At 36.9% G+C, this 12197-nt stretch carries 12 protein-coding genes and 1 other annotated feature; of the genes, 9 read left to right on the forward strand and 3 right to left on the reverse strand.

What is annotated here, in order from left to right; translation table 11 throughout:
• Nucleotides 1-19: 19 nt before the first annotated feature.
• The gene (locus AC0L8O_RS04515) at nt 20-916 is read left to right on the forward strand and encodes a nucleoside hydrolase (RefSeq protein ID WP_473446770.1); all 897 of its coding nucleotides are present in this window, start codon (nt 20-22) and stop codon (nt 914-916) included.
• 36 nt (nt 917-952) lie between these two features.
• Here AC0L8O_RS04515 and AC0L8O_RS04520 read toward each other — a convergent pair whose 3' ends face one another.
• Nucleotides 953-1345 (reverse strand): sigma-w pathway protein ysdB, encoded by a 393-nt coding sequence (locus AC0L8O_RS04520; RefSeq protein WP_473448652.1) that lies wholly within the window; start codon nt 1343-1345, stop codon nt 953-955.
• A gap of 203 nt (nt 1346-1548) precedes the next feature.
• Between AC0L8O_RS04520 and AC0L8O_RS04525 the strand changes: the two genes are divergently transcribed.
• Both AC0L8O_RS04525 and AC0L8O_RS04530 read left to right on the forward strand, forming a co-directional pair.
• Nucleotides 1549-2037: a dUTP diphosphatase gene (locus tag AC0L8O_RS04525; RefSeq protein ID WP_473446771.1), complete on the forward strand. Its 489-nt coding sequence runs from the start codon at nt 1549-1551 to the stop codon at nt 2035-2037.
• Nucleotides 2038-2113: 76 nt separating this feature from the next.
• A complete protein-coding gene (locus AC0L8O_RS04530) occupies nt 2114-3199 on the forward strand; it encodes a M42 family metallopeptidase (RefSeq protein WP_473446772.1) in 1086 nt (361 codons plus the stop codon).
• A 30-nt stretch (nt 3200-3229) separates the two neighbouring features.
• On the opposite strand, the gene sspI is transcribed toward AC0L8O_RS04530, so the two are convergent.
• Nucleotides 3230-3448 carry a small acid-soluble spore protein SspI gene (gene sspI / locus AC0L8O_RS04535; RefSeq protein ID WP_026560861.1) on the reverse strand — a complete coding sequence of 73 codons (219 nt, stop codon included), beginning with the start codon at nt 3446-3448 and terminating at the stop codon, nt 3230-3232.
• A 158-nt stretch (nt 3449-3606) separates the two neighbouring features.
• Here sspI and AC0L8O_RS04540 point away from each other — a divergent pair, with 158 nt between their 5' ends.
• From AC0L8O_RS04540 to pheT, 3 genes are all read left to right on the forward strand, one after another.
• Nucleotides 3607-4359 (forward strand): TrmH family RNA methyltransferase, encoded by a 753-nt coding sequence (locus AC0L8O_RS04540; RefSeq protein WP_473446773.1) that lies wholly within the window; start codon nt 3607-3609, stop codon nt 4357-4359.
• Between the two features lie 56 nt (nt 4360-4415).
• Nucleotides 4416-4656, forward strand: a binding site (T-box leader).
• Between the two features lie 67 nt (nt 4657-4723).
• On the forward strand, nt 4724-5758 hold the full coding sequence (pheS, locus tag AC0L8O_RS04545; RefSeq protein WP_026560863.1) for a phenylalanine--tRNA ligase subunit alpha: 1035 nt from the start codon (nt 4724-4726) through the stop codon (nt 5756-5758).
• A gap of 18 nt (nt 5759-5776) precedes the next feature.
• Nucleotides 5777-8191, forward strand: a complete 2415-nt coding sequence (gene pheT, locus AC0L8O_RS04550; RefSeq protein ID WP_473446774.1) for a phenylalanine--tRNA ligase subunit beta — start codon at nt 5777-5779, stop codon at nt 8189-8191.
• Nucleotides 8192-8367: 176 nt separating this feature from the next.
• Here the strand turns inward: pheT and rnhC are convergent, their stop codons facing one another.
• The gene (rnhC, locus tag AC0L8O_RS04555) at nt 8368-9300 is read right to left on the reverse strand and encodes a ribonuclease HIII (protein ID WP_473446775.1); all 933 of its coding nucleotides are present in this window, start codon (nt 9298-9300) and stop codon (nt 8368-8370) included.
• A 117-nt stretch (nt 9301-9417) separates the two neighbouring features.
• On the opposite strand from rnhC, the gene zapA reads away from it, so the two are divergent.
• From zapA to polX, 3 genes are all read left to right on the forward strand, one after another.
• Nucleotides 9418-9690: a cell division protein ZapA gene (gene zapA, locus AC0L8O_RS04560; protein ID WP_473446776.1), complete on the forward strand. Its 273-nt coding sequence runs from the start codon at nt 9418-9420 to the stop codon at nt 9688-9690.
• Between the two features lie 9 nt (nt 9691-9699).
• Entirely contained in the window at nt 9700-10239 is a 540-nt protein-coding gene (locus tag AC0L8O_RS04565; protein ID WP_026561692.1) for a CvpA family protein, read from the forward strand.
• 202 nt (nt 10240-10441) lie between these two features.
• On the forward strand, nt 10442-12166 hold the full coding sequence (polX, locus tag AC0L8O_RS04570; protein WP_473446777.1) for a DNA polymerase/3'-5' exonuclease PolX: 1725 nt from the start codon (nt 10442-10444) through the stop codon (nt 12164-12166).
• Nucleotides 12167-12197 lie beyond the last annotated feature (31 nt).

Raw genomic sequence — 12197 nt, forward strand, 5'->3', positions numbered from 1 at the left:
GTAGAAAGTGGATGATTTGATGGTAAAAAAGAAGGTTCTTCTTGATACAGATATTGGTGGCGACATTGATGATGCCCTTTGCTTGGCTTATTTATTAAATCAGCCTCTATGTGAACTGGTGGGGATCACGACAATAGGCGGGGAAGTTGAAAAAAGGGCAATGATAGCAGATGCCATATGTAAAGCAGCTGGGAAGGACATTCCGATTGCAGCAGGTGTTGACTATACACTAATGCCAAGCCCCCTTTATCCAAAACCTGATGGAGCAAAACACCTGGCAAACTGGTATCATGAAAAATCATTTATGAAAAACAAAGCTGTTGATTTTATGAGGCAAACGATTCGTGAAAATCCCAATGAAATTTCGCTATTAGCCGTAGGGCATTTAACAAACATTGCTTTATTGTTTTTGGCGGATCCAGAGATACCGGAGCTCCTAAAAGAAATCCATATCATGAGTGGTGTTTTTTCAAAAGAATTGGAGGAAACCATGGAAATGCCAATATCAAATTGGAACTCTTGGGTAGATCCACAAGCAGCAGCGGTTGTTTATCATACAGATGTTCCTGTTCATACTACCTTTGGGCTTAATGTTACCACCCAATTAGTTCTTAAAAAGAATGAAAAAGAAGAATTATTTTCTACTCCGCTCATGAAAGCTGTGGAAGACTTTGGCTCACCCTGGCTGCAGTCAAATGATATGACGTTTCATGATCCTCTTGCCGCAGCTTGTTTATTTGATCCCCAGATTTGTGACTATCAACAAGGATCTATCGAAGTTGAGGTTGAAAAAGAGGAACAACTCGGGATGATGGAGTTTCAACAAAAAATTGACGGGAATCGAAATATTGCCATACGTGTTGATCGAGAGAAATTCTTCGATCACTATTATCGAGTTGTCCTTCATTCTATGTGAAGAAGAGCTTGAGATGGAGGATCTCAAGCTCTTCTTTTAATTCTGACTTTTTTTAAAAATCAATTCCTTAATCGGACTTTTCCAATCTACCTTACTATGAGGATAACGTAACTTCACTTGTTCTTGAATATGTTCGAAATCCTCCAATGTCAGTCCCTGCAATTCATTGGTTGATTTTGACCAAATAAAGATCGAGACTACCTCAAAAGAGTTTGTTGTTGTACCTAAATATTTCTCTCCTTCAAATAAGGCGCCTTTGTACGTAAGTAAAAAGTTTTTCCTTACATTATCTTTTTCATCAAGAAAATAAAACTGCTTTTGTTCATGTGCTAATTCGAGCTTTCGTTTTGGATTAAATAAAAACTTAATTCCTGTATAAAGAAGAAAGACAATCAAGACGATTAACAACAAACGTAATAAAATGACAATCATCATAAACCCCTCCTGAGGGCAATTTTTCTTATATACGATTGAGAGACGGAAAAGGTTCCAAGTTTTTTAAAAAATTTGATATAATTTTTTTATACGTTAAGAAAGTATAGAATTTTGTACTAAGTCTTGGTGTCTAGCCTAGCCGAATGCTTAGCAAATTGCGCTTTTCTTAGAGTGAACAATTGTTGGAGGAATACTTTATGAATTTTACCGTACTATTTAACATGCAGCAGGAATTAGATGAAAAAATACAAACGCAACATAATCTTGAGAAAGAGAATCTTGTTGATCGAAAAATACTTGCTTTATTAGTTGAAATTGGTGAGTTGGCAAATGAAACCAGGTGCTTTAAATTTTGGAGTCTAAAGCCGCCTGCGCATACTGATATCATATTGGAAGAATATGTAGATGGTATCCACTTTATTTTGTCCTTAGGATTAGAATTAAACATAGATATTTCGATGCACTTCGAAGACCGAGAATCAAGCGCAACATTAACTGAGCAATTTTTAATTGTCTATGAAACCGTATCAGCATTTAAACACAATTCATCTTTGTCTACCTACAAAAACATGTTTGAGGAATATTTATTACTCGGGAAATTATTAGGTTTTACTTCAATTCAAATGGAAAAAGCATACATATTAAAAAATGAAGTGAATCACAAACGACAACAACAAGGATACTAAGGAGGGCGTTATTTTCTTTCTATAGATCCTTTATTGTATAATATACTTGATTGTTAATTGAAGGAGGCCTACATAAATGACGAAGTTAGATGAAACATTAACAATGCTAAAAGACTTAACAGATGCAAACGGAATCCCAGGTAACGAACGTGAAGTACGCGATGTTATGAAAAAATACATATCTCCATTTTCTGATGAAGTTGTGACAGATAACTTAGGAAGCTTAATTGCTAAAAAGGTAGGACAAGAAAACGGTCCCAAAGTAATGATAGCTGGTCACTTAGATGAAGTTGGATTTATGGTGACACAAATCGATGATAAAGGTTTTCTTCGATTCCAAACCGTTGGTGGCTGGTGGTCACAAGTTATGTTGGCACAGCGCGTAACGATTGTGACAAGAAAAGGTGAGGTTACTGGAGTAATCGGTTCTAAGCCTCCACATATTTTACCTCCTGAAGCGCGTAAAAAGCCTGTGGAGATTAAAGATATGTTTATTGACATCGGGGCATCAAGCCGTGAAGAAGCTATGGAATTCGGTGTAATGCCTGGTGATCAAGTTGTTCCTTATTTTGAATTCACTGTTATGAAAAATGAAAAAATGCTTCTTGCAAAAGCTTGGGACAACCGAATTGGCTGTGCAATCGCGATTGATGTTCTTAAAACATTAAAAGATACAGATCATCCGAATGTGGTTTATGGTGTAGGAACTGTACAAGAAGAAGTTGGTTTACGAGGTGCCCGTACATCTGCCAATATGATTCAGCCTGATATCGCTTTTGGTGTAGATGTTGGTATTGCTGGTGATACCCCTGGTATCTCTGATAAGGAAGCTTCTAGTAAAATGGGAGAAGGTCCACAAATTATTCTATATGATGCTTCCATGGTATCGCATAAAGGCTTAAGGGATTTAGTAACAGATACAGCGGATGAACTGAACATACCGTATCAATTTGATGCAATTGCTGGAGGCGGTACAGATTCAGGTGCTATTCATATATCTGCAAATGGCGTTCCGGCATTATCGATTACAATCGCTACTCGATATATTCATTCACATGCAGCAATGTTACACCGTGATGATTATGAAAATGCTGTTAAGCTTATAGCTGAAGTAATTAAACGATTAGACCGTGAAACAGTAAATAAAATTACTTTTGATTAAAAAATGCTGGGGGAATTCCCCAGCATTTTTTTACTGTACATTTTTATTAAGACCTTGCTCCAGTGTTGTTAACATTTCTTTTTTATCACCTTCATTTGCATTCTGCCAAATGACCTCAAAGAGGACTCCTAAACCTGGCAGCATTTTTTCCTCACCACTTTGAATAGCATCCACAATGGTGTCTTGTAGCTGATCTTGATTATTTCCTGAAACATTTGAGATAACCGCATGACGAAGGTTTAAATTCACTTGCATTACACTCCTTTTAAAAGTAGTCATAGCTAAAAATCTAGTTTTTAGAAGATGATGACTAGATAACAGCTTTTAAAGATAGAATTTGTTAATTACGTAAGAATTATGTATGATTGGAAAGAGAAATTGGAATAGTTCAAAAAGGGAGTATGAAAGTGGAGCGGATTGAATCAGTTAAAAACCCAAAAGTGAAACAATGGAAGAAGCTACATACAAAAAAAGAGCGTGAAAATACCGGTACATTTATAATTGAAGGCTTTCACTTAGTTGAAGAGGCTTTAAAAAATAAAGAAATGATCAAAATACTTATTATTTCAGAAGAAATAAGTTTGCCACATACCTGGGATGTCGATAATATTAATATTACTTTTGTTACGAAAGATGTGATGAAAGCAATTAGTGATACAGAGGCTCCACAAGGAGTGGCAGCCATTTGTGAGTTTCAGATAACTTACACACCTGAAAAGTGGACAAAAGTGTTATTAGTAGATAGTGTTCAAGATCCTGGTAACTTGGGAACGATTATTCGTACAGCAGATGCAGCTGGAATAGACGGAGTGATTTTAGGTGAAGGAACAGTTGATCATTTTAACTCTAAAGTAATTCGTTCCAGTCAAGGTTCATTATTTCATTTACCAATCATAAAAGGCAGTCTAGATGAGTGGCTGAATGTTTATAAGAACAACAACATCCCTGTCTACGGCACATCTTTGCAAAATGGAGTAAGTTATAAAGAAGTTCCAGAAGCTGACCAGTTTTGTCTCCTCCTTGGAAACGAAGGTAGTGGTGTAAAAAAAGATTTATTAGATCAAACAACTAAAAATCTGTACATTCCTATTTATGGTGGAGCAGAATCGTTAAATGTTGCAATTGCCGCAGGCATTCTTCTTTATCATTTGCGAAAATAGGCAGGTTGCGGGAACATATTGTTTTGATTATAATAAGATAGACATTACATATATGAAACAAAACGATGACAGAGACTAGTAATTTACAGTTCGTTCATTCAGGGAGAAAATGCCGAGACTGAGAGCATTTTTTGGATAAAAGTAAATGAATTCACCTCTCGAGTTGACACTTGGACCGTTAAATAGACGTAAAGGTGTTCCGGTTTTTACCGTTATGGAAATGAAGTGAGCTATACTTAGGGCAAAATCAAAGTATAGCTAACAAGGGTGGTAACGCGAATTCAACTCGTCCCTTTTATGGGGCGGGTTTTTTATTTTGCAAAAAAACCGCTAATGAGGTTTTTAAATAAAGGAGGAAAAACAAATGCAGGAGCAATTAAAACAGCTTCAACAAGAGGCGCTTGAAAAAGTGGAACAAGCGCAGGATTTAAAGGCATTAAATGATATTCGTGTCGCTTATTTAGGGAAAAAAGGGCCGATTACAGAAGTGTTGAGAGGAATGGGAAAGCTATCGGCTGAAGAACGCCCTGTTATGGGGGCACTTGCAAATGAAGTAAGAGAAGCAATTGCAACATCTATTTCAAGCAAGCAGGAGCATTTAGAACAACTGGCTGTTGAACAAAAGCTGGCAACAGAAACGATCGATGTAACATTACCTGGTCGTCCAGTAAAAGTTGGGAATCATCATCCGATTACGGCTGTTGTTGAAGAAATTGAAGATTTATTCCTTGGAATGGGCTATCAAATTGCAGAAGGCCCTGAAGTGGAATCAGATTATTATAACTTTGAAGCATTAAATCTTCCGAAAGGTCATCCGGCACGAGATATGCAGGATTCCTTCTATATTACAGAAGAACTGCTTTTACGTACACACACTTCACCTGTTCAGGCTAGAACAATGGAAAAACATGAAGGAAAAGGGCCTGTTAAAGTTATTTGTCCTGGTAAGGTATATCGACGTGATAACGATGACGCGACACACTCACATCAATTCACACAGATTGAAGGACTTGTTGTTGATGAAAATATCAGCATGAGTGATTTAAAAGGTACACTTGAAGTATTTGCTAAAAAGATGTTCGGTGAAGAACGTGAAATTCGCCTTCGTCCTAGCTTTTTCCCATTTACAGAGCCTTCAGTAGAGGTTGATGTATCCTGCTTCTCATGTGGTGGAAAAGGATGTAATGTGTGTAAAGGTACAGGCTGGATTGAAATTCTAGGAGCTGGAATGGTTCATCCAAATGTCCTTGAAATGGCAGGATTTGATTCAAAGAAATACAGCGGATTTGCTTTTGGGATGGGTCCTGAGCGTATCGCAATGCTAAAATACGGTATTGATGATATCCGTCATTTCTATACAGATGATGTACGATTCTTAAAACAATTCAAACGAGCGTAAAAAGGAGGATATAACAATATGTTTGTTTCATATAAATGGTTAGCAGAATATGTTGACCTGTCAGGAATCACACCTGATGAGTTAGCTGAAAAAATTACACGTAGCGGAATTGAAGTAGAAGGTGTTGACGTTTTAAACGATGGCATAAAGGGCGTTGTCATTGGTCACGTCGTTGAAAAAGAGCAACATCCGGATGCAGACAAATTAAATAAATGTCAAGTTGATTTGGGGAATGGTGAGCTTACACAAATCATTTGCGGTGCCAAAAACGTTGATAAAGGTCAGAAAGTCGCAGTTGCTACAGTAGGTGCAGTTTTACCTGGTAACTTTAAAATTAAAAAGGCAAAACTTCGTGGTGAAGTCTCTAACGGAATGATTTGTTCCCTTCAGGAGCTTGGTATTGAGTCCAAGCTAGTGGCTAAAGAATATTCAGAAGGGATCTTCGTATTCCCAAATGATGTAGAAGTAGGGGCAGATGCACTGGAACAGTTGAATCTAGATGATGCTGTACTTGAGCTTGGATTAACTCCAAACCGTGCTGACGCATTAAGTATGCTTGGTGTTGCTCATGAAGTAGCTGCAATATTAGGTCGCAAAGTGAAGTATCCGGAAATCTCATATGAAAATTCTTCAGAAAAAGCATCAGATTTAGTTGATGTAAAAGTAGATGCACCGGAAGATAATCCATTATACATTGCGAAGGTCATTAAAAACGTAACGATTGCACCTTCACCTTTATGGATGCAAACACGCCTAATGGCAGCGGGAATTCGTCCTCATAATAATGTGGTTGATATTACAAACTTCGTTTTATTAGAATATGGTCAGCCTCTTCATGCATTTGACTATGATCGGTTAGGATCTAAGGAAATACTTGTTCGACGTGCACAAGATGGCGAAAAAATAGTTACACTTGATGATCAGGAACGATCACTTACTTCCGAACATTTAGTGATTACAAATGGAACTGAACCTGTTGCATTAGCTGGTGTTATGGGTGGAGCAAACTCAGAGGTTCAATCTGACACGAAAACCGTTTTATTGGAATCTGCATTATTTAATGGGGGGCGTATCCGTACAGCTTCAAAAGATCATGGCTTACGTAGTGAAGCAAGTGCACGTTATGAAAAGGGAGTTGATCCTAATCGTGTCCCTGCAGCTGCAGAAAGAGCTGCACAATTAATCTCACTATATGCCGGTGGAGAAGTGTTGGAAGGAAATGTAGAAGTTCGTACTGCTTCTTTTGAGCCAAAAACAGTAAGAACAACGGTTGAAAAAGTGAATCGAGTTCTTGGTATGGATATTTCAGCAGAAGAAATGAAATCCATTCTTGAGCGTCTTCAATTTGAGGTAGTTCTCGATAATTCTACATTGGCAGTGAAAGTTCCTACTCGCCGTGGTGATATTACGATTGAAGAAGATCTTGTAGAAGAAATTGCAAGACTTTACGGATATGATAATATTCCGACAACATTACCTGTTGGTCAAGCAATTCCAGGAAAGCTAACAGAGTATCAGGAAAAACGCCGAAAAGTTCGCCGCTACTTAGAAGGAACAGGTCTTTATCAAGCGATTACTTATTCTCTTTCTAGTGAAGAAAAAGCAGCGAAATTTGCTTTGGAAACGTCTGAACTAACGAGACTTGCTCTACCTATGAGTGAGGAGCGCAGTGTATTACGATTAAGTTTGCTTCCACATTTATTAGATGCATTACGTTACAATCTTGCTCGCCAAATTGATCAGGTAGCATTATATGAAATTGGTTCAGTATTCCTTTCACAAGGCAAAGATGTTCAACCACTTGAAAAAGAACGCCTGTCAGGCGCTATAACAGGGTTATGGCATTCACACTCTTGGCAAGCTGAGAAAAAGCCTGTAGATTTCTATGTAGCAAAAGGTATTTTAGATGGTCTTGTCGACTTATTGGGATTAACCTCTCAAGTTGAATACAAGCAAGCGAAGCGCGAGGGGATGCATCCAGGTCGTACAGCTGAGCTTTATCTTGGTGAAAAGCTTGTTGGTTTTGTAGGGCAGGTTCACCCATCGGTTCAGAAAGAATTGGATTTAACAGAAACATATGTGTTTGAGCTATCATTAGTTGATCTATTAACTACGAATGTAGAAGAAACACGTTATGAAAGCATACCACGTTATCCATCCATCACAAGAGACATCGCATTAGTTGTGAATAAGGATGTTGTCTCAGGTGATATTGAAAAAGTTATCACAGAATCAGGTGGAAAAATGCTAAAAGAAGTAGCTGTATTTGACCTGTATGAAGGTGACCGCCTTGAAGATGGGAAAAAATCAGTTGCTTTCTCATTACGCTACTTTGATCCGGAACGTACGTTAACTGATGAAGATGTTACAAAAACACATCAGAAAGTATTGGATGCTGTTGAAGCGAAGATTGGGGCAACTTTAAGAGGATAATGGATAAAAAACGAATCACTTTGTGTGATTCGTTTTTTTTGGTGTGTGTCGAATTATGTTGAACTTTGTCTAATAGTAAATAAAATCTGAAAATCGAAAATAAATTCTAAGAATCGTTGATAACAGTTAGAAATCGTTAATAAATTGTCAGAATCGAAAATAAATCGATCTACTAACTATTTCTTAGCAATTTTTAAGGCTTTTTCTGTATTGGCAAAATGCTTCTTTGTTATAGAAGCTAAAAACTCACTACCTTTTTTTTGAAGGATCTTTGCAGCAGCAATATCTACTTGTGATCCTGCACCTTTTGGAATCACCACACCCGCTTTTTGGGACAATTTGTAAAATTCTTGAATAAATGAATAACGAGCAATTATGGAAGCAGCCGCAACCGCAAGATGAACACCTTCAGCTTTTGTTGAAAAGTAGATATTTTCTTTATACACTTTTTTTCCTTGAAGATGGTTGAAATAAACACCAGGCACAGCAAATTGATCGATTAGAACACCATCAGGCTTTTCCGGATCAATCTTCATAAGTAAATGATTAATAGCCTGATTATGTAGAATAGCCTTCATTTTTCCTTGTGACATTCCTTGCTGTTGTAGATCATTATATTTTTCATTATGTAAGACAAGCAAACTATAAGGAATTGTTTGAATCAGATCTTTTGCAATTTCACAAATTTGAGGGTCTTTAAGGTTCTTCGAGTCTTTGACACCTAATTCTTTTAATAGTTCAATTTGATCGTTCTTAACATATGCTGCAACAACTGTAATTGGGCCGAAAAAATCTCCTGTGCCCACCTCATCAGAACCAATAATAGACAAGTTTGATATATTTGCCGGTGGTTGATATCCACTAGGTGCTTTTGCAATGGAAGGCTGTTTCCTAGTTGTTTGAGCAACTGTGCCCCATTGCGCAGCCACAGCTTCAGCAGAATTTCCCTGAAAAAGTACTTTTCCGGATTTGTATGCGGTAATCGTACATCCATTTACTTTCGCGGAAAAAACCGCTCCAGGTGGGGTCTTTTCTATTTTGTTTTTGTTATAATAACTCTCCATTTTGGTGATTTGTTCTTGCCCTACTTTTATAACGGAATTCGCCAATTATTACACCCTTTCTAAATAAAAACTAACTATAACTTGTTGCATATGTTCAAAAAATTGTCCTTCTTCCCATATGATAAAGCTTCATGTTATGATATAAATTAGGATTTGCAGGAAATGGAGGATTTATCGTTGTCAAAACGTTCTAAGTCTAAAACAACAGTAGACATATATGGTCAACAATTTTCAATTATTGGTTCTGAAAGCACAAGCCATATTCGAGCTGTTGCTGCAATGGTTGATGATAAAATGAGAGAGATTAATAGTAAAAATCCGTCTCTTGATATAAATAAATTGGCAGTGTTAACAGCTGTTAACGTTGTCCATGACTATTTAAAGCTAAAAGAAGAGTATGAAAAACTCGAGAAACAATTATTTGAAAAGGATTGAAGCTGAAATATGCTAGATTTTGTTTTGTTTATTATTCTATTATTCGGAATATTGGTCGGCTTAAAACGTGGATTTATTCTACAGTTTATTCACTTAGCCGGATTTATCATTTCTTATATTGTAGCATACCAATATTTTGATGATCTTGCACCAAAATTAAAGCTGTGGGTTCCTTACCCGGTATCAGGAGAAGGTCCAACAATATTAACATTACTCAGTGGCGATGACCTTGAGGGAGCTTATTACCGAGCTGTTGCATTTGTATTATTATTTATTGGGACAAAAATTGTTATGCAGATTATTGGATCAATGCTGGACTTTGTGGCACTTCTTCCGATTTTAAAACAATTAAATAGGGCTGCTGGATCAATACTTGGATTTTTAGAGTCATATCTTGTTTTATTTATTATCCTATTTATTGCAGCACTAATTCCAATGGAACAAATTCAAAGTGCTTTAGACCATTCGGTATTAGCAAATCTTATTGTGAACCACACACCTTATTTTTCTGATAAAGTAAATGAACTTTGGATTCAATACATGTCTTAAAAGAGGCTGACTTAAAGAGGGTATTTCTTTCATCACTCGTATATATTGACTACATCCAAGTTTTGTAGAATATATAATGGTGCAGGTGGACTTACCCTTAGTTTAAGTCAGTCTCTTTCCGTAAAAGGTGACTTAAGAATTGTACTTTTTCGTAAATAATGTATCATTTTTATAGAAAGTGCTAGATAAAGAGGTGGAATAAATGAACATTCATAAAAAAGATGTGATCCGATTATTAGAAAAGATAGCGGTTTTAATGGAATTAAAAGGGGAAAATCCTTTTAAAATATCTGCGTTTCGAAAAGCTGCTAACGCTTTAGAAGTGGATGATAGAAGCTTAGCTTTAATTGATGATTTTACGAAGATTCCCGGTATAGGAAAAGGGACTTCAGCTGTGATTAAAGAATTTGTGGAAACGGAAAAATCAGAGGTTCTTGAGCAATTACAAGAGGAAGTGCCTGCAGGTTTACTCCCTTTATTAAAACTGCCGGGTTTAGGTGGTAAAAAGATTGCAAAGCTATATAAGGAATTACACATCGATAGTGTTGAAGCGCTTAAATTAGCCTGTAAAGAAAATAAAATACAAAGTTTAGCGGGATTTGGAAAAAAATCAGAAGAAAAGATTTTAGCTGCGATTGAAGAAATCGGAAGTCGTCCAGAACGCTTACCAATTTCGTTTATGCTTCCAATTGCACAGGAAATCGAGTCATATCTTGAGAAATGTAAGGATATTGAAAGCTACTCACGTGCTGGCAGTTTGAGACGTATGCGTGAAACAATTAAAGATTTAGATTTTATTATATCGACAAATGAACCCAAACATGTAAGGGACCAACTGTTGAACATTCCTAATATTTCGGATGTTATCGCAAACGGTGATACAAAGGTATCTGTCCAGCTTACATATGACTATGAGGTAAGTGTAGATTTTAGACTAGTTAAACCAGCGGAATTTGCCACAACCCTGCATCATTTCACAGGATCGAAGGACCATAATGTCAGAATGAGACAGCTTGCAAAAGACCGTGGAGAAAAGATTAGTGAATATGGCGTAGAAAATGTTGAGACAAATGAAGTGAAAACATTTGAAACAGAAGAGGATTTTTATCAGTATTTTAATCTACCTCATTTCTCTCCTGAAATTCGAGAAGATGGAACAGAGGTTGATTCTTTCCATCATGACATCAAGCTTGTACACTTGGAGGATATAAAAGGTGATCTTCATATGCACTCTACCTGGAGTGATGGAGCTTTTACTATTCGTGAAATGGTTGAAGCGTGTCGCAAAAAAGGGTATCGTTATATCGCCATTACGGACCATTCCCAATATTTAAAGGTAGCAAATGGATTAACTCCTGAGAGACTAAGAGCACAACGACAGGAAATAGATGCCTTAAACGAAGAATATGATGATATTACAATTCTTGCTGGAGTTGAGATGGATATTTTGCCTGATGCTACATTAGATTATGATGACGAATTGCTAGCCGAGATGGATCTTGTCATTGCCTCCATTCATTCAAGTTTTTCTCAATCACAAGAAGTAATTATGGAACGGTTAAAAACAGCGTTACACAATCATCATGTTGACATCATAGCACATCCAACTGGTCGAATCATTGGCAAGCGAAAAGGTTATGATGTAAACATAGATTTGCTTATTCAACTTGCAAAGGAAACAGACACAGCATTAGAGTTAAATGCGAACCCTCAGCGTTTAGACTTGAGTGCAGAACATATTCGCAAGGCCCAAGAAGCGGGTGTGAAAGTTGTCATTAATACAGATGCACATAATATAGACATGTTAGATGATATGGATATTGGTATTTCTACAGCCAAAAAAGGCTGGATTGAACGTGATACGGTTATTAATACATGGGACATTGACCAGCTAAAAGCATTTTTAAACAGACATCATAAGGAATAGCAAATTATCGTTATGATTTAATATTGAAGGT

Source organism: Metabacillus sp. KJ11-3 (assembly GCF_055808295.1).

Excerpts from the sequence above, each read along its gene's own strand:
- AC0L8O_RS04530 (WP_473446772.1), top strand. The coding sequence starts at position 2,114 with ATGACGAAGTTAGATGAAACATTAACAATGCTAAAAGACTTAACAGAT.
- AC0L8O_RS04565 (WP_026561692.1), top strand. The coding sequence starts at position 9,700 with ATGCTAGATTTTGTTTTGTTTATTATTCTATTATTCGGAATATTGGTC.
- polX (WP_473446777.1), top strand. The coding sequence starts at position 10,442 with ATGAACATTCATAAAAAAGATGTGATCCGATTATTAGAAAAGATAGCG.
- zapA (WP_473446776.1), top strand. The coding sequence starts at position 9,418 with ATGGAGGATTTATCGTTGTCAAAACGTTCTAAGTCTAAAACAACAGTA.
- pheS (WP_026560863.1), top strand. The coding sequence starts at position 4,724 with ATGCAGGAGCAATTAAAACAGCTTCAACAAGAGGCGCTTGAAAAAGTG.
- AC0L8O_RS04525 (WP_473446771.1), top strand. The coding sequence starts at position 1,549 with ATGAATTTTACCGTACTATTTAACATGCAGCAGGAATTAGATGAAAAA.
- pheT (WP_473446774.1), top strand. The coding sequence starts at position 5,777 with ATGTTTGTTTCATATAAATGGTTAGCAGAATATGTTGACCTGTCAGGA.
- AC0L8O_RS04515 (WP_473446770.1), top strand. The coding sequence starts at position 20 with ATGGTAAAAAAGAAGGTTCTTCTTGATACAGATATTGGTGGCGACATT.